Origin of the sequence: Streptomyces lichenis, assembly GCF_023218175.1 — a bacterium.
In the GTDB taxonomy this organism is placed as follows: domain Bacteria; phylum Actinomycetota; class Actinomycetes; order Streptomycetales; family Streptomycetaceae; genus Streptomyces; species Streptomyces lichenis.
In genome coordinates this window covers 122591-139466 of sequence record NZ_JALPTH010000004.1, presented here as the reverse complement: position 1 = coordinate 139466, position 16876 = coordinate 122591, and the positions used below count along the sequence as shown (strand labels likewise).

General features: G+C 73.9%; 14 protein-coding genes. 3 read left to right on the top strand and 11 right to left on the bottom strand.

The genetic code is table 11. The features are described 5' to 3' along the window. The first annotated feature begins 12 nt into the window (after positions 1-12). Entirely contained in the window at positions 13-1125 is a 1113-nt protein-coding gene (locus tag M1O15_RS05595) for a M48 family metallopeptidase (RefSeq protein WP_248632093.1), read from the top strand. A gap of 16 nt (positions 1126-1141) precedes the next feature. Here the strand turns inward: M1O15_RS05595 and M1O15_RS05590 are convergent, their stop codons facing one another. The 11 genes from M1O15_RS05590 to rplU form a co-directional block, all read right to left on the bottom strand. Beyond that, positions 1142-2224 (bottom strand): SCO2583 family membrane protein, encoded by a 1083-nt coding sequence (locus tag M1O15_RS05590; RefSeq protein WP_248632092.1) that lies wholly within the window; start codon positions 2222-2224, stop codon positions 1142-1144. 65 nt (positions 2225-2289) lie between these two features. Beyond that, on the bottom strand, positions 2290-2850 hold the full coding sequence (locus M1O15_RS05585) for an SCO2584 family spore wall biosynthesis protein (RefSeq protein ID WP_248632091.1): 561 nt from the start codon (positions 2848-2850) through the stop codon (positions 2290-2292). An 87-nt stretch (positions 2851-2937) separates the two neighbouring features. After that, positions 2938-4281, bottom strand: a complete 1344-nt coding sequence (locus tag M1O15_RS05580) for a glutamate-5-semialdehyde dehydrogenase (RefSeq protein WP_248632090.1) — start codon at positions 4279-4281, stop codon at positions 2938-2940. A gap of 219 nt (positions 4282-4500) precedes the next feature. Next, positions 4501-5010 (bottom strand): DUF8830 family protein, encoded by a 510-nt coding sequence (locus M1O15_RS05575; RefSeq protein ID WP_248632089.1) that lies wholly within the window; start codon positions 5008-5010, stop codon positions 4501-4503. Positions 5011-5262: 252 nt separating this feature from the next. Next, a complete protein-coding gene (gene proB / locus M1O15_RS05570) occupies positions 5263-6378 on the bottom strand; it encodes a glutamate 5-kinase (RefSeq protein ID WP_248632258.1) in 1116 nt (371 codons plus the stop codon). 205 nt (positions 6379-6583) lie between these two features. Further along, complete coding sequence (locus M1O15_RS05565) at positions 6584-7888, bottom strand: glycosyltransferase family 2 protein (RefSeq protein WP_372499353.1); 1305 nt, start codon at positions 7886-7888, stop codon at positions 6584-6586. A gap of 102 nt (positions 7889-7990) precedes the next feature. Then, positions 7991-10279: a prolipoprotein diacylglyceryl transferase gene (locus tag M1O15_RS05560; RefSeq protein ID WP_248632088.1), complete on the bottom strand. Its 2289-nt coding sequence runs from the start codon at positions 10277-10279 to the stop codon at positions 7991-7993. 233 nt (positions 10280-10512) lie between these two features. Next, positions 10513-12012, bottom strand: a complete 1500-nt coding sequence (locus M1O15_RS05555) for an SDR family NAD(P)-dependent oxidoreductase (protein WP_248632087.1) — start codon at positions 12010-12012, stop codon at positions 10513-10515. A 347-nt stretch (positions 12013-12359) separates the two neighbouring features. After that, on the bottom strand, positions 12360-13796 hold the full coding sequence (obgE, locus tag M1O15_RS05550) for a GTPase ObgE (protein ID WP_248632086.1): 1437 nt from the start codon (positions 13794-13796) through the stop codon (positions 12360-12362). A gap of 123 nt (positions 13797-13919) precedes the next feature. Then, complete coding sequence (gene rpmA / locus M1O15_RS05545) at positions 13920-14174, bottom strand: 50S ribosomal protein L27 (protein WP_031070415.1); 255 nt, start codon at positions 14172-14174, stop codon at positions 13920-13922. 14 nt (positions 14175-14188) lie between these two features. After that, on the bottom strand, positions 14189-14509 hold the full coding sequence (gene rplU, locus M1O15_RS05540; protein ID WP_248632085.1) for a 50S ribosomal protein L21: 321 nt from the start codon (positions 14507-14509) through the stop codon (positions 14189-14191). 370 nt (positions 14510-14879) lie between these two features. Between rplU and M1O15_RS05535 the strand changes: the two genes are divergently transcribed. Both M1O15_RS05535 and M1O15_RS05530 read left to right on the top strand, forming a co-directional pair. Next, a complete protein-coding gene (locus M1O15_RS05535) occupies positions 14880-16094 on the top strand; it encodes a putative hexosyltransferase (RefSeq protein WP_248632084.1) in 1215 nt (404 codons plus the stop codon). 107 nt (positions 16095-16201) lie between these two features. Continuing rightward, positions 16202-16807, top strand: a complete 606-nt coding sequence (locus M1O15_RS05530; RefSeq protein WP_248632083.1) for an acyltransferase — start codon at positions 16202-16204, stop codon at positions 16805-16807. The last annotated feature ends 69 nt before the right edge of the window (positions 16808-16876 follow it).

Sequence of the window (16876 nt, the reverse complement as noted above, 5' to 3'; positions counted from 1 at the left end):
TGGGGGCAGGGCATGACCGACAGCAGCCATGAGCGTGTGCCGGGCAGGCAGCGCGGGCGTTTCCCGGGGATATCGTCCCGGGCCTATGAGCACCCGGCGGACCGCTCCGCCCTGGTCGCGCTGCGCAGGCTGAGCGGCTTCGACACCGTCTTCAAGGCCCTGAGCGGGCTGCTGCCGGAGCGTAGCCTGCGGCTGCTGTTCCTCTCCGACTCGGTGCGGGTGAGCGACGAGCAGTTCGCGCATCTGCACACGATGCTGCGGGACGCCTGCTACATCCTGGACCTGGAGAAGGTCCCGGCGATGTACGTGACCCAGGACCCGAAGCCCAACGCCATGTGCATCGGCCTGGACGAGCCGATCATCGTGGTCACCACAGGGCTGGTGGAGCTGCTGGACGAGGAGGAGATGCGCGCGGTCGTCGGCCACGAGGTGGGCCACGCGCTGTCCGGCCACTCGGTCTACCGCACGGTGCTGCTCTTCCTGACCGGTCTCGCGGTCAAGGTGGCGTGGATACCGCTGGGCAATGTGGCGATCATGGCCATCGTGACCGCGCTGCGGGAGTGGTTCCGCAAGTCGGAGCTCTCCGCCGACCGGGCCGGACTGCTGGTGGGCCAGGACCTGCGGGCCTCGATGCGCGGGCTGATGAAGATCGCCGGCGGCAACCACCTGCACGAGATGAACGTGGACGCGTTCCTGGCGCAGGCGGAGGAGTACGAGGCGGGCGGCGACCTGCGGGACTCGGTGCTGAAGATCCTCAACGTACTGCCCCGTTCGCACCCCTTCACCACGGTCCGGGCGGCCGAGCTGAAGAAGTGGGCGGAGAGCCGGGACTACCAGCGGATCATGGACGGGCACTACCCGCGCCGCGCGGAGGACAAGGACACCTCGGTCACCGACTCGTTCCGCGAGTCCGCCTCGCACTACGCGGACACGGTGCGCACCAGCAAGGACCCGCTGATGAAGCTGGTCGGGGACCTGGCGGGCGGCGCCGGCGACCTCGGCGGCCGACTGCGCGACCGCTTCACCGGCAACGGCACCGGGAGCGGGAGCGGCAACAGCGGCCCCGCGAACGGCGGCGGCAGCGGCACCGGGAAGGAGGGCCGGGAGGGCGACGGTACGGCCTGACCGGCGGCGGTACGGCCTACGGCCTGGCGGAGGGCTGGGCGCCGGGGGCGAGGGCGCCGCAGAGGGCGGTGGCGGCGGCACCGGGGGCGTAGGGGTCCGTCGCCACGGGCGGCGACGGCGGGGTGCTCCGGCCGGCCGGTACGGGGTGCAGGGCCGCCGCCGTGTCGGTGCCGCAGGCCTGCGGACCGGCCAGCACCCGGGCGTTCAGCAGCTCGGCGCGGTGCATCCGCAGGTCGTCCCGGTCGAAGCGGAAGGTCAGCTCACGGCGGACGGTGAACAGCGAGGCGTCCGCCCGGGCCGCCCCCGCCCCGGCGGGCCGGACGGCGTAGACGAAGGTGTGGTCCGAGGCGACCTCCAGGACGCCGGGGGCGGCCTCGGAGGCGCGCAGGGTGCCGCGCACCCGCACGGCCGCGTCGGCGAGCGCCGTCTCGTCCGGTTCGAAGCGGACCAGCCAGCCGGTGGCGGCGTGCCGCCCGTCGTCGGCCGGGTTGTCCATGCTGTGGTCGAACTGGTCGTGCAGCCCGGGGTCGAGCAGTAGCCGCACCGGGCGGGTGTCCCGGCCGGACAGCACATCCGGGTCGAGCGAGGACCGGACCAGGTAGTCCTTGGCGATGGCGAGCGCGGCCATGACCTGGTTCCCGGAGAAGTGGGCGGTGCCCTCGGCGGCGGGCACCGCCACGCCCGCGGCCCCGCTCGGGTACGGGGCGGCGGGACTGCGGGCGAACAGCTCGGCGGGCCGGCCGCCGGGCACCGCGGACCGCGGGGCCAGCGCCACCACGGTGGTGCGGAGCGGCTCGGCGGCGCGCTCCCCCGGTGCCGGGGCGGTGGTGCGTACGCCCAGGTAGAGGACGGAGGCGAAGGCCATCGCGACGACCAGCACCAGCAGCAGCGCGCTCCGTCCGCCGGCGCCGCGCCCCGGGGGCAGCGGGCGGGTGCGCACGGCGGCCGCGTGCTGGGTCAGCCGTTCCTTGGCGGAGGACTCCTGGAGGCGGGCAGCGCGGACGAACGTCTCGTCGAAGACGACGGAACGGTACTCCTCGTCGCCGCCGCCGGGGGCCCCTTCGGGTGTCCCCTCGGGCGGCTCGCCGCGCCCGGTCATACTTTCAGGGTAGGTCGCGGCGCACTCCGGTAAACGCCCTGCCCGGGGGCGAGTTGCGGGGAGGGTCAGGGTGTGCCGGGGCCGCTGGTCAGGGTCGGTTCACCGCGTGGGGCGAGCACCGCGGGGGCGCCGGGCGCCGCTCCGTCCACTCCGCTGCGGGTGGGCGCGGGGACCTGTTCGCCGCGGCCGGAGGAAGAGCCCCGGTACACGGCGCTGAAGGCGAGGGCGATCATCCCGACGCCCATCACCACGGCCAGGATCCAGGCCACCGGGCGGTGCCAGCGGGAGCTGGGGCGGTACGGGCGCAGCGCGCCGCCGTGGGCGCCGTAAGGCCCGTCCCCGTACTCGTCGCCGTACTCCTCGTACGCGTCGTCGCCCGGATGGCCGCCGTACCCGTACCCCGGCTGGTCGTCGGCGCCGCCGTAGCGGAACCGGCGGGCCTCGGCCTCGGCCCGGGCCTCGGCGGCGGCGAGCAGCCGCTCCACGGCGCTGGGCTCGTGGAAGGCGGCGGCCCGTACGAAGTCCTCGTCGAACACCACGGAGGCGAAGTCCTGGTCAGCGCCTCCGCGGTCGTCGTCGGGCTCCCAGCCGTCCGGGAACGGCCTGCCCCCCACGTCGTCCGGCACTCGTTCAGAGTAGACCTGGAAGGTGGTTCGCGGCAGCCGGACGGCGAAGCCGGACCGTGATCCGGGCCTCGGACCCGCGCTCCCGGCCTACCGCGTGTGGCCGTCGCCGGTGACGATGTACTTGGTGGAGGTCAGCTCCGGCAGGCCCATCGGGCCGCGGGCGTGCAGCTTCTGGGTGGAGATGCCGATCTCCGCGCCGAAGCCGAACTGGCCGCCGTCGGTGAACCGGGTGGAGGCGTTCACGGCGACCGTGGTGGAGTCGACCAACCGGGTGAAGCGGCGGGCGGCGGACTGCGAGGTGGTGACGATGGCCTCGGTGTGGCCGGAGGACCAGCGCCGGATGTGGGCGACGGCGTCGTCCAGCGAGTCCACCACGGCCGCGGCGATGTCGTAGGAGAGGTACTCGGTCGCCCAGTCCTCGTCGGTGGCGGCGAGCACGGTGGCCTTTGAACCCTCGGCGTATCCGCGCACCCGCTCGTCGCCGTGGACGGTGACCCCGGCCTCGGCGAGCGCGTCCAGGGCGCGGGGCAGGAAGGCGTCGGCGGTGTCCCGGTGGACGAGCAGGGTCTCGGCGGCGTTGCAGACGCTGGGGCGCTGGGCCTTGGAGTTGACCAGGATGGCCACGGCCATGTCGAGGTCGGTCTCGGCGTCCACGTAGACATGGCAGTTGCCGGTGCCGGTCTCGATGACCGGGACGGTGGACTCCTCGACCACCGTGCGGATCAGCGAGGCGCCGCCGCGCGGGATGAGGACGTCGACCAGGCCGCGGGCGCGCATCAGCTCGCGTACCGAGTCGCGGGACTCGCCGGGCACCAGCTGGACGCTGTCGGCCGGCAGCCCGGCGCCCGCGACGGCGTCCCGCACCACCTCGACCAGCGCGGCGTTGGAGGCGTACGCGGAGGAGGAGCCGCGCAGCAGGACCGCGTTGCCGGACTTCAGGCAGAGCGCGGCGGCGTCCACGGTCACATTGGGGCGGGCCTCGTAGATGATGCCGACGACGCCGAGCGGGACGCGGATCTGGCGGAGGTCGATGCCGTTGGGGAGGGTGGAGCCGCGGACCACCTCGCCCACCGGGTCGGGCAGCGCCGCGACATGCCGGACGTCGGCGGCGATGGCCCGGATCCGCTCCGGGGTGAGGGTCAGCCGGTCGATGACCGTCTCACTGGTCCCGGCCGCCCTGGCCCGGGCGATGTCCTCGGCGTTGGCCGCCACCGCCTCGGCGGCGCGCGCCTCCAGGGCGTCCGCCACGGCGAGCAGGGCGGCGTCCTTGGCCGCGCGCGGAAGTGGCGCGATCCCGTCGGCGGCCACCCGGGCCCGGCCGGCGGTCTGGAGCACCGCCGACAGCGGCGCGGCGCCGTCGGCGGACGAGGCCGGAGGGGCCTCGGCGACGGAGGAAGCCGGGGTGGACGCGGAGACGGAGTGCGTGCTCATGCTCGCAGGGTAATGCGGCACCCGGTGCGGCCCGCCGGGTCGTCCCGCTCCGCGAGACGGCGATGCCGTCACGTGGACGGGGAGGGGGCACCTCGGGAAGGGGTCCCGCCTCGGTCGCCGGCCGCCCGGGCCTCCGTGGCGCGCCCCGGTCGGCCGGGGCCGCCTCGGGGCGGACACCGGGACACGGAGGCGCTGCGAGGCGGAGCCCCCCGGCGCCGGTCAGTAGGGGTGTACGCCGACCGGGGCGGCCGGTGGGGGGCCGTAGCCTTCGGCGACCCGCTGGTGGTAGGTCTCCCGGTCGATGACCTCCAGGCCGACGATCTCCCACGGCGGCAGCTGGGAGGTCTGGCGGTGCTCGCCCCACAGCCGCAGCGCGACCGCCGCCGCGTCGTGCAGGTCCCGCGCCTCCTCCCAGTACCGGATCTCGGCGTGGTCCCCGGCGTACCGGCTGGTCAGCAGGAAGGGGTGGTCATGGGCGAGCTGCTCCAGCGCCCGTCTGACGTCCCGCAGCGGGACCTCGGGCCCGGAGACGCTGAGGGTGATGTGCCAGAGCTTGGAGACCGGGCGCTCGGGCGCGGGCCGGGCGTGCCCGCCGTCCGGCCGCCCGGCCGCCTGGTCCGGCGGCGCCTCGGCGAGGGCGGACTGCCCGGTGCCGGCCCCGGCGGGGACACTCGTCAAGGCGCGTTCGGTCGTCCCCCGGGGCGGGCCCCCTGGGCGCGCTCGTCTCACCGGCGGCCTCCAGTTCAGGCGTTGATGTCGAAAAACAGGCGGTTGGCGATGGGCGGAGGGTTGGCTGTCCTCGACGTGCTGTCGTACCGGTAGACGATTACGCGGTCCACCGGGTTGGCCCGCCATTCGGACAGCCTTGGGCGAGGCCTCGCCACCGTCGCCTCCTGGGCACGTCTTCCGAGACAAAGTTGACCAGCCCCGCACGGGACGCGGGGCGGTTTTTCCGAAGGTGCCGGTGCGAAGGCCGGTGTTTCAGCCGTTTGACGGCTGAAGGACGACCAGGTCGTCCCTGTGTACGACCTCGCGTTCGTAGGCGGGGCCGAGGGCGCGGGCCAGTTCGCGGGTGGAGCGGCCGAGGAGTTGCGGGATCTCCTTGGCGTCGAAGGAGACCAGGCCGCGGGCGACCGGCCGGCCGGCGGTGTCCCGCAGTTCGACGGGGTCGCCGGCCGAGAACTCGCCCTCGACGGCCGCGATGCCCGCCGGGAGCAGCGAGGTGCGCCGCTCGGTGACGGCCCGTACCGCCCCGTCGTCGAGGACCAGCGCGCCCTGCGGGGTGGAGGCGTGCGCCAGCCAGAGCAGCCGGTCGGCGGAGCGGCGGCCGGTGCGGTGGAACCAGGTCCCGGTGTCGCGCCCGGCGAGGGCGTCGGCGGCCCGGCTGGCGGCGGTCAGGACGACGGGGATGCCGGCGGCGGCGGCGATCCGGGCGGCCTCCACCTTGGTGACCATCCCGCCGGTGCCGACGCCCGCCTTGCCGGCCGAGCCGATCTCCACGCCCTCCAGGTCGGCGGGGCCGCGCACCTCGCCGATCCTGGTGGTGCCGGGCTTGGCCGGGTTGCCGTCGTAGAGCCCGTCCACGTCGGAGAGCAGGACCAGCAGGTCGGCGCGGACCAGATGGGCGACGAGCGCGGCGAGCCGGTCGTTGTCGCCGAAGCGGATCTCGTCGGTGGCGACGGTGTCGTTCTCGTTGACCACCGGCAGGGCGCCCATGGTGAGCAGCTGGTCGAGGGTCCGGTACGCGTTGCGGTAGTGGGCGCGGCGGCTGGTGTCGTCGGTGGTGAGCAGCACCTGGCCGACGCGGACGCCGTAGCGGGCGAAGGAGGCGGTGTAGCGGGCGACCAGCAGCCCCTGGCCGACACTCGCGGCGGCCTGCTGGCGGGCCAGGTCCTTGGGGCGGCGGGCCAGGCCCAGCGGGGCGAGTCCGGCGGCGATGGCGCCCGAGGAGACCAGCACGATCTCCTTGTCGCCACCGGCGCGCACGGCCGCGAGCACGTCCACCAGGGCGTCCACCCGGTCGGCGTCCAGTCCGCCGGAGGCGGTGGTCAGGGAGGAGGAGCCCACCTTGACGACGATCCTGCGGGCTTCCGCCACCTGCTGCCTTGCCTCTGTCACAGCCTCAGTCACTGCCTCGTTCACAAGGGAAACCTATGCCAGGGCGGAGGGCCGCCGCTCCCCCGTTCCAGCGGATGGGATTCCGGCGGACGGGACGACCGCTGGTCGGCGCCGGTGCCGTGGCGCCACCGCGCTGGTCCCGGACGCCGGCCGATGTCAGCTGGCCGCCGGCCGATGGCAGCCGTCAGCGGCGCAGCCCGAACCACCGCAGGGTGCGGCCGGCGAGCCGGCGGGCGCGGCGGACCACCGTGCGGGCCGGCCGCCGGGCGCCGCCAAGGGCGGTCCGGAGCGTTCCGGGCCGGCCCGTGAGCTGGTACGCCGAGTCCGGGATACCGGTGGCGCGGTCGCGGAAGCGGGGGTAGGCGAGGTACTCGCCGCGCAGTCCGCGTACCGTCTCCGGGCTGGTGCCGGCCTTGAGGTAGCCGACGATCTCCAGCAGGGCGTCCTGCTTGCCGAGGGACACGCACGTGAGCCGGAGCCGGTCCTGCGGCTTGAGCCGGCGGGCCAGGCCCGGGGTGAAGTGGGCGGCCGTCAGCGGGGCGGCCAGCTCGAACTTCTCGGCCAGCACCTCGCGGGTCTGGTTGAGCACCACCGGCCCGAACTGGGGCAGCAGGGTGATGGTGAACGGGCGGACCATCAGCTGGTCGCGGCGGTCGCCGGGCGGTACGAGTTCGGCGATCAGCTCCATCAGCCGGCGGGCCGACTCGAAGCGGATGGCATGGCTGCCGCTCTTGGTGAGGTGGACGCCGTCGTCCCGGCCGACCAGGTGGTAGCAGGTGTAGTCGGCGACGACCGAGACGCCGCTGCCCCGCAGATAGGCCTCCAGCGTGAAAAGGGCGTCCTCGCCGGTGCGCATGGAGGTGTCGAAGCGCATGCCGTGCCGCACCAGCAGTTCGCGGCGGAACAGCTTCTGTGCGCTGAGCGTGTACATGACGTTGGAGGCGTATACGTCGGCGTGCTCGACGGTCTTCTTCCACATGGACTTGGGGGCGCCGCGGTTGACGCCGACGACCTTGCCGAGCACGACGTCGGTGCCGGCCCGGTCGGCCATGGCGACCATCCGCTCCAGCGCCTCCTCGCCGAAGTAGTCGTCGGCGTCCAGGAAGAAGACGAACCGGCCACGGGCCAGCGAGAGGCCCTTGTTGCGGGGGCCGCCGGGGCCGCCGGAGTTGGCCTGCCGCACCACCCGGGTGGGCACCGCGGACTTCGCGGCGAACTCCTCCAGGTACTCCCCGGTGCCATCGGTGGAACCGTCGTCCACCGCGACGATCTCGATCCGGTCGGCACCCAGGGTCTGCGCCTCCACGGACTCCAGGCACTTCACCAGGTACGGCATCGCCTGGTAGGCGCCGACCACCACGGTGACGTCGGGGACGTGGCCGCCGGGCGCGGGTTCCGGGACGGCGGCCTCGGCGGAGGCGGCCGGATCGGCGGAGGAGGCGACTCGAACGGCGGGGTCGGCGGGATCGGCGGAGGGCTTGTCGGTCATCGAACGCCTTAGGGATCTCGGCAGCGGGGCGGCGCGGGAACGGCAGGGACCCGGAGCCGGCCGCCCCGCGATGGGGGGGTCAGCGCTCCGGGCCCGTACGGGTCAGGGGGCGGCGGCCGCGGTGGTCGGTGCCGCGGCCTCGGCGGGCGCTCCGGCGGCGGCCGCGTCCTCGGCGATCGCCGGGTCGGCTTCCGCCGCCTCGACGGCGGCCGGGTCGACGGCGGCCGGGGTGCCGGGCTCGGGCCGCTCGGCCTGCTCCGGCTCCTCGGCGGCGCCCCGTTCGGCGACCGTGTCCACGGCGGCGGGCGGCTCGGTGGCGCCGGCGCCGGCGGCCTCCTCGTCGAGCCGGGCGATCTCCTCGCCGGCCAGCTTCCGGGCGACGCTCGCGTTGCGCGCCTCGGCCTTGGCGGTCAGCGCGCGCACGGCCGCGTTGAACCGCTCCTGGGAGGTCGGTCGGTCGGGCCCGAGCAGGTACCGCTTGAGTTCCCGGCGGGCGCCGGCCAGCCGGTCGGCGGCCGGGTCGGCGACGGCGTCGAGCAGTTCGTCCAACTCGGCCGCGCTGTTGGAGAGGACGACCGCGGCCCGTACGGCGGTGTTCTGCCGCTTGAACTCCTCGGCGCCCAGCTCGGCGGAGTCGGTCACCGCGTACGGCTTGCCGCTGGTGATGAAGTCGGAGACGACGCTGGAGATGTCGGAGACCATGGCGTCGGCCTCGTTGAAGCAGTCGTACAGCGAGGGCGCGGTCCCGGTCACCACGGTGTGCTCCCACCAGCCCAGCGAGCGCCAGTAGGCGTCGTCGCGCTCGGCGCGCAGCCGCCGGACCTCGGCGAGGCGGTGCGGGTCGGCCAGCGAGGTGCGGGAGGTCTCGGCCTCGTCACTGCCGGGGCGGCCGGTCTCGGTCAGCTCGGCGAGGCGGGCCTCGATCCGGGTGAGTTCGGCGCGGGCGGCGGACCGCTGCCCGGCGGTCTCGGCGGCCTGGCCCGCCCAGCGGGGGTCGGTGGCGCGGGCCGCCGCGGCGGCGATGATCATCTGCCGGATGCGGGCGTCGACGGCCTTGGCCTTGCGGTTCACCAGCCCGGTGAAGGGGTGCGGCTTGTAGACGACGCGCACCGGGCGGTCGGCCTCCAGCAGCCGCCGGACGATGTTCTCGCCGGCCAGCAGCAGCGAGGTGTTGCCGGCCTTGTGGTCCCAGCCCTCCCAGGTGGGGGCGTACAGGACGGTGGGGATCAGGTGCTTCGGGGTGGCCGCGGCGGGGGTGATGGGCGCCAGCTGCGGGCGGCCGACCTCCACGATGTCCTCGTCGCGCACGCCGACCTCGGCGAGGGCGTACCGGTCGCGACCGGCCTGCCCGGCGGTCCACACCTCGTCGTACACCTTGGAGAACGGGTTGACGCTGGCCAGCTTGTCGCTGTCGCCGTGCCCGATGAAGACGTGCTTCGTGCTGGGCTCGCGGAGCATGTGGATGTTCTTGCCGACGTTGGCGGGGTAGAGCGTGACCCGGATGGTGGAGAGGTCCATGGCCATCAGGTGCTGCCCGCCCGGGACGCAGAGCACCGGCACGGTGGTCTGGTGCAGCTTCTCGACCAGGTTGCGCTCGCGCATGATGATGATCGGCCGGCCGTCCAGCCGCTCCAGGGTCTCCAGCCACATGTTGAGCTGGTACGCGGAGTCGGCGCCGCCGGAGAAGTACAGGGCGACGGTCGGCTGGTACTCGCCGAGCCACTTGGTGACGGCCTTGAGCACGGCGCCGGCGGCCGGGGCGCGGCGGCTGCGCCGCAGGTACGGGGCGAGGGCCAGGATGTAGAGCAGGCCGAGCGCGAGGGTGGCGGCGACGCCCGCGTAGCCGTAGGCGTCCCGCCCGGTGATCACCGCGGCCAGCAGGCCGGCCAGCGCCAGGACGTCGAAGTGCAGGATCTTCTCGGCGGAGCGGTCCAGCAGGGGGCGCGGCGGGGCGTCGGGGACGCGGACCGCGTGCAGGTCGACGTTGCGGGTGACGACCGGCATGGTGCGGCGCAGCCGGACGAAGGTGGCGAGGGCGCCCTGCGCGGCCTGGAGGCCGTAGAAGACCAGCAGGCAGCCGACGGCGGCGTAGAACAGCGGGTGGTCGGCGAGGCCTTCGCGGGCCAGCAGCAGGACCATCAGCAGCTCGCGCAGCAGGAAGCGGATCGGCAGGCCGAGCCGCACCTGGCCGAGCCGGTTGACCAGGTAGCTCTTCTTCTGGTGCAGATACCAGTCGGCGGCGTAGGTGACCGCCGCGGCCGCCGCGAAGAACCACAGGTTCGGTATCAGGGCGGCGACCAGGACGCTCGGATAGCCGAGCCCCATCAGGACGGCCGCGGCCAGCTCGGACCCGCTGCCGACGCGGGCCAGCCGGATGATGGTCGAAATCACGTGGAATCTGCTCCAGAGGGGTCGTTCGCGGCGGATCGTGCGTCCAGCGGGTGGTGCGCTCGGAGGACAGGGCGTCCGGCGGGCGGTCCGTTCACCGGAGCGCCCGTCCGGCCGGTACGCCATTCCTGTGAATTTCCTGTGACCCTGCTGTTTCCGGCAGTGTCCTTATCGGAAATCGGACCTTTGCGGCCGCACCGAAATCACCCGGATCCGAGAAGAATATCCGCCGAGTATTACACATCCTCCTGGCGGTCCAGGACCGCCGCGAGGGCCTGCTCGAAGCCGGATGCCTCGCTCGCGCCGGCGGTCGGGTCCTGCTGGCGTACATCGACGACGTGACCGGTCAGTTCCGAGAGCAGGACGTCCAGCGAGGTGCGGGCGACGGCCTCGGAGGAGAGCAGCGAGCCGGCCGGCTCCCGGCCGAAGGCGTTGGTCCGCATCGGGGTGGCGGTGCGCTCGGGATTGACGCAGTTGACCCGGATTCCGTCGGCGGCCCATTCATCGGCGAGGGCCTGGGTGAGATTCACCATGGCGGCCTTGGTGGACGAGTAAAGGCTGTACTCGGCGCGGCCCCGGGTGTAACTGGAGGAGGTGTAGAGCAGCAGCTGCCCCTTGGTCTCGACCAGGTACTTGTAGGCGGCCCGGGCGATCTGCACGGGGGCCAGGTAATTGACGTCCAGCGCTTCCCGGATGGTGGCGTGGTCGGTCTCGGCGAGCCGGCCGATGCGCAGCACCCCGGCGGTGTTGATGACGTGGTCGATGCGGCCGGTCTCCGCGTACGCCGTGGCCAGCGCCTGCTCGACGTGCTCGGGGTTCTCCACGTGGGTGCCGGTGCTGGAGCGGCCGAGGGCGTAGACGGCGGCCCCGTAGCCCTCGGCGAGCCGGGCGATGTCGGCGCCGATCCCGTAGGAGCCGCCGAAGACGACCAGGGTCCTGCCGGCCAGCAGTTCGCGGTAGGCGGCCTCGTCGGCCTGGCGGGGGGCGGCGGTGGAGGCGAGCTGGAACAGCTTGTCGGCGATGAAGACGTCGACCGGCTGGGTCACCTTCATGTTGTACTCGTCGCCCGAGACCACGTGGATCGGCACGTCGGGCAGGTACTTGAGCACCACCGAACAGTCGTCGGTGGCCTGGAAGTTGGGGTCCCCGGCGGCGACCTCGTAGGCCCGGCGGATGGTGGAGAGCTTGAACGCCTGCGGGGTCTGGCCGCGGCGCAGCCGGGAGCGGTCCGGGACGTCGGTGATGAACTCGCCGTCCTCGCCGTGGGTGCGGGTGACGATGATGGTGTCCGCGGAGGGGATGGCGACGTCCACGGCCTGGTAGCGGTCGAGGGCGTCGACGCAGTCCTGGATGACGCGCTGGGAGAGCAGCGGGCGCACCGCGTCGTGGAAGAGGACGTTGAGGTCCTCGCCGTCGGCCAGCCCCTCGCCGAGCACGGCGATGGCCCGCTCGGTGGTCTCGTTGCGGGTCGAGCCGCCCTCGATGACCCGCTTGACCTTGGTCAGTCCGGCCTTGGCGACGATCTTCTCGACGTCGCCGGTGAAGCCCGGGGCCATCAGCACGATCACGTCGTCGATGGACTCGGCGTTCTCGAAGATGGTCAGCGTGTGCTCGATGACCGCCTTGCCCGCGATCTTCAGCAGCTGCTTCGGAATGGAGAGCCCCACGCGCTGGCCGGTGCCCCCGGCGAGCACGACAGCTGTGGTGCGGGTCTTTGCTTCACGCGGCGCTGACACAGAACGACCTACCTTGCGGGGATGGGGGACGGCCCGATGGTCGCACTCTGCGTGACTGTCCCGCAAGGCGGACGGCGGCCCGCACCCACCCCCGCGACACCTGGAGTTCACCCTCTGGTCAGGGGCGTTGGCGGGCCCGGCGGCGGGCGGCGGCGTGTCCGACATCACGCGGCCCGCGGACCCGCCCCGCCACCGGCCCGGACCTGCGCGGGACTGGAGGGCGGGGCCGGGGACGGAGGGGTACGGGCCGGGGCGGCCGACCGCCGTTCCCCGGCACGGGAGGGGGCGCGGCACCCCTCCCGCGCACCCTGCCGACTACCGTACGTGACCGTGGAGACGGCCCGGGCCTAGAACGGCTCGAAGTCGTCGTAGGCGCGCTCGGCCTCGTCCCGCTCCGCGTCGCGGTCCTTGCGGCGCTGGGCGGCCGGGCGCGGGGCCTCCAGACGGTGGTCCTCGCCGCGGCGGCCGAGCATCTCGGCGCCGGCCATCATCGTCGGCTCCCAGTCGAAGACGACCGCGTCGTCCTCGGGGCCGATGGCGACGCCGTCGCCGGCCCGGGCGCCCGCCTTCATCAACTCCTCCTCGACACCGAGGCGGTTGAGCCGGTCGGCCAGGTAGCCGACGGCCTCGTCGTTGTTGAAGTCGGTCTGACGGACCCAGCGTTCGGGCTTGTCGCCGCGGACCCGGAACAGGGCCTCGTCCTCGCGGGTGACGGTGAACCCGGCGTCGTCCACGGCCTTGGGGCGGATGACGATCCGGGTCGCCTCCTCCTTGGGCCGGGCGGCACGGGCGGTGGCGACGATCTCGGCGAGCGCGAAGGACAGCTCCCTCAGGCCGAGGTGGGCGACGGCGGAGACCTCGAAGACGCGGTAGCCGCGCTCCTCCAGGTCCGGCCGGATCATCTCGGCGAGGTCCTTGCCGTCGGGGATGTCCACCTTGTTGAGGACGACGATCCGGGGCCGGTCGTCCAGCCCGCCGTACTGGCGCAGCTCCTCCTCGATGACGTCGAGGTCGGAGACCGGGTCGCGGTCGGACTCCAGCGTGGCGGTGTCCAGGACGTGCACCAGGACGCTGCACCGCTCGACATGGCGCAGGAACTCCAGGCCCAGGCCGCGGCCCTGGCTGGCGCCGGGGATGAGGCCGGGCACGTCGGCGACCGTGTAGACGGTGGAGCCGGCGGTGACCACGCCCAGGTTGGGGACGAGGGTGGTGAAGGGGTAGTCGGCGATCTTCGGCTTGGCGGCGGAGAGCACCGAGATCAGCGAGGACTTGCCGGCGCTGGGGTAGCCGACCAGGGCCACGTCGGCGACGGTCTTGAGCTCCAGCACGATGTCGCCGGCCCGGCCGGGCTCGCCGAGCAGCGCGAAGCCGGGGGCCTTGCGGCGGGCGGAGGCCAGCGCCGCGTTGCCGAGGCCGCCGCGGCCGCCCTCGGCGGCGACGAAGGAGGTGCCGTGGCCGACCAGGTCGGCGAGCACCTCGCCCCGCTTGTCCAGCACGACGGTGCCGTCCGGCACGGGCAGGATCAGGTCCTGGCCGTCCTTGCCGGAGCGGTTGCCGCCCTCGCCGGGCTTGCCGTTGGTGGCCTTGCGGTGCGGCGAGTGGTGGTAGTCGAGGAGCGTGGTGACGGACTGGTCGACGACCAGGATGACGTCGCCGCCCCGGCCGCCGTTGCCGCCGTCGGGGCCGCCGAGCGGCTTGAACTTCTCCCGGTGCACGGAGGCGCAGCCGTGGCCTCCGTTACCCGCGGCGACGTGCAGTTCGACGCGGTCCACGAAGGTGGTCATGTCAGTGCCTCCGATGTCGTTCTACGTGCGTACGCACACGTCCGTACGTACACGAGGGTGGAACACGCGAGAGGCGGACCCGCTTCCCGTACGGGAAGTGAGGTCCGCCTCCGCGAAAGAAAATCAGGCAGCCGGAACGATGTTCACGACCTTGCGCCCGCGGTGGGTGCCGAACTGCACCGCGCCGGCCTGCAGGGCGAACAGCGTGTCGTCGCCGCCGCGGCCCACGCCCGAACCGGGGTGGAAGTGGGTGCCGCGCTGGCGGACCAGGATCTCACCGGCGTTGACGACCTGACCGCCGAAGCGCTTCACGCCGAGCCGCTGAGCGTTGGAGTCGCGACCGTTCCGGGTGGACGATGCGCCCTTCTTGTGTGCCATGTCTCCTCAGTCCCTTACTTCGCGGCCGACGGGATGCCGGTGACCTTGATCGCCGTGTACTGCTGGCGGTGGCCCTGGCGGCGGCGGTAGCCGGTCTTGTTCTTGTAGCGCAGGATGTCGATCTTGGCGCCCTTGTGGTGGTCCACGATCTCGGCCTGGACCTTGATGCCGGCCAGCACCCACGGGTCGCTGGTCACGGCGTCGCCGTCGACAACGAGCAGGGTCGAGAGCTCGACCGTGTCGCCAACCTTGGCAGTGGAAATCTTGTCAACCTCAACGATGTCGCCGACAGCAACCTTGTGCTGGCGGCCACCGCTGCGCACGATGGCGTACACGCGGATCTCTCTCTCGCTCGGAACGGGAACCCCTGATGCCAGCCGCCCGCACGGACCACAGCGGGCCCGTGACCGTCCGGATGGGATGAGCGGCCTCTCCGGGCGCCCGAAGGCTCCCAGGAGGGAGATGCTCAGGAGTTGGCGTGCGTGGAGACACGCCGACGGTCAAGGTTACGGACGGCCCCGCCGGGGGTCAAACCGGACCGGAACCGCGACCCGCCGGCGCCCCCGCACCGGGTCCCCTTCCGGCGTTCGGGTGCGGCCCGATCGGCACGCCGATCATATAAGCGGACAAGCTGCCCTCTTCCCCCCAGACTCTCCCTGGCATCCCTCCCCTCTCCCGGGGACGGGGCCGCGCGGAGGGAGAGACATGGCGCAGCCGCAGGCCGGCCCGCGGGGCGAGGTGGACACGGCGGCCGCCGGGGCGGACGCGCCGCTGTGGCTGCCCGCGTCGGGCCGGCGGCCCGCCCGCCGGAGGGCCGCCGGGCAGGCCGCCGCCGCGCTGGCCCGCGCCCGGCCGGCGCTGCTGGCGTACGCGGCGGTGCGGACGCTCGGCCTCGCGCCGGCGCTCGCCCGCACCGACCGGAGCGCGCTCGACCTGCTGGCCGGCCGCTGGGACTCGGCGTGGTATCTGCTGATCGCCGAGCAGGGGTACGCCGGGAGCTGCCCGGCGCAGGGGGAGCTGTGCCGGTACGCGTTCTTCCCCCTCTACCCGGTGCTGATCCGCACCGCCGCCGTCCTCACCCCGCTGCCCGCCCCGTGGGCGGCGCTGCTGCTGTCGCTCACCGCGTCGGGGGTGGCCGCGTGGGGGGTGTACGCGGTGGCGGAGCGCTGCGCGGGGCGGCGTACCGCCTTCGTCGCCACCGTGCTCTGGGGCGTCCTGCCGCACGCCGTGGTGGAGTCCATGGCGTACACCGAGAGCCTGTTCACCGCGCTCGCCGCCTGGGCGCTGTACGCCGTGCTGACCGGGCGCTGGCCGGCCGCCGGGGCGCTGGCCTGCCTGGCCGGGCTGACCCGGCCGACCGGGATCGCGGTGGCGGCGGCGGTCGGAGTGTCCGCGCTGCTCGCGCTGCGGGCCCGGCCGCTCCCCCGGCGCCCCGCCCTGGCCCTCGCGCTGGCGCCGCTGGGCTGGCTCGGCTGGGTCGCCTGGACCGGCGTCCGGGCCGGCCGCTGGGACGGCTACTTCCTGGTGCAGCGGCGGTGGGGTTCGTTCGTGGACGGCGGGGCGTACACCTGGGACCGGCTGGGCCGGCTGTTCGCCCGCCCCGAGACGCCGCTGAGCGCGGCGGCGGTGGCCGCGGTGCTGGCCGGCGCGGCGGTGCTGCTGGTGGTGTGCGTCCTCCAGCGGTGGCCGCTGCCGCTGCTGGTGCACTCCGGGCTCACCTTGCTGATCACCGTCGGCGGGGCGGGCTACTTCCACTCCAAGGGGCGCTTCCTGCTGCCCGCGTTCGCCCTGCTGCTGCCGGTCGCCGCCGCGCTGGGCCGGGCGCGGCCGGGGGTGCGGTGGGCGGTGCTGCTCCCGGCGGCGGTGGTCTCCGGGCTCTTCGGCGGCCATCTGCTGCTGGTCGCCGGGCACTCGCCCTGACGACCGGTACGCCCCGCCGGGCCGCCCTCCCCGCCCCGTATGCTCACGGCGGCGACAGCCGTGTTCGTATCCGTATGGCAGCAATGGAAGCCGGAAGGCAGAGCAGCGTGAACTACAGGGTCCAGCCCACCGCCCAGGTCGCCGAGAGCGCCCGAATCGGCGCCGGCAGCAGCGTGTGGGAGCTCGCCCAGATCCGCGAGGACGCCCAGCTCGGCGAGGGCTGCGTGGTCGGCCGCGGCGCCTACGTCGGCACCGGAGTGCGCATCGGCGACAACGTCAAGCTGCAGAACTACGCGCTGGTCTACGAGCCGGCCGAGCTGGCGGACGGCGTGTTCGTCGGCCCGGCGGTCGTCCTCACCAACGACCACAACCCGCGCTCGGTGGACCCGTCCGGCAAGCAGAAGCGCGGTGGCGACTGGGAGGCGGTCGGCGTCAAGGTCGCCGAGGGCGCCTCGCTCGGCGCCCGCTCGGTGTGCGTCGCCCCGGTCCGGGTCGGCCGCTGGGCGATGGTCGCCGCGGGCGCCGTGGTCACCCGGGACGTCCCCGACTTCGCCCTGGTCGCCGGCGTCCCGGCCCGCCGCCTCGGCTGGGTCGGCCGCACCGGCGTGCGCCTGGTGGAGCGCGCCGGCGAGCCGGGCGTCTGGGAGTGCCCGCAGACCGGTGAGCTCTACGACGAGCAGGACGGCGCCCTCACCGAACGCCCCACCGCCTGACCCGCCCCCCTCTCCGCCCCGGGCCGGCCCCGCGACACGGGCGCCCGAGCCCGGGACGGTGGCGTACCG

Bases quoted from the DNA above. Each gene is read 5' to 3' on its own strand.
- obgE (WP_248632086.1), bottom strand. From the start codon at position 13,796: ATGACCACCTTCGTGGACCGCGTCGAACTGCACGTCGCCGCGGGTAAC.
- M1O15_RS05535 (WP_248632084.1), top strand. From the start codon at position 14,880: ATGGCGCAGCCGCAGGCCGGCCCGCGGGGCGAGGTGGACACGGCGGCC.
- rpmA (WP_031070415.1), bottom strand. From the start codon at position 14,174: ATGGCACACAAGAAGGGCGCATCGTCCACCCGGAACGGTCGCGACTCC.
- M1O15_RS05590 (WP_248632092.1), bottom strand. From the start codon at position 2,224: ATGACCGGGCGCGGCGAGCCGCCCGAGGGGACACCCGAAGGGGCCCCC.
- M1O15_RS05580 (WP_248632090.1), bottom strand. From the start codon at position 4,281: ATGAGCACGCACTCCGTCTCCGCGTCCACCCCGGCTTCCTCCGTCGCC.
- M1O15_RS05565 (WP_372499353.1), bottom strand. From the start codon at position 7,888: ATGACCGACAAGCCCTCCGCCGATCCCGCCGACCCCGCCGTTCGAGTC.
- M1O15_RS05595 (WP_248632093.1), top strand. From the start codon at position 13: ATGACCGACAGCAGCCATGAGCGTGTGCCGGGCAGGCAGCGCGGGCGT.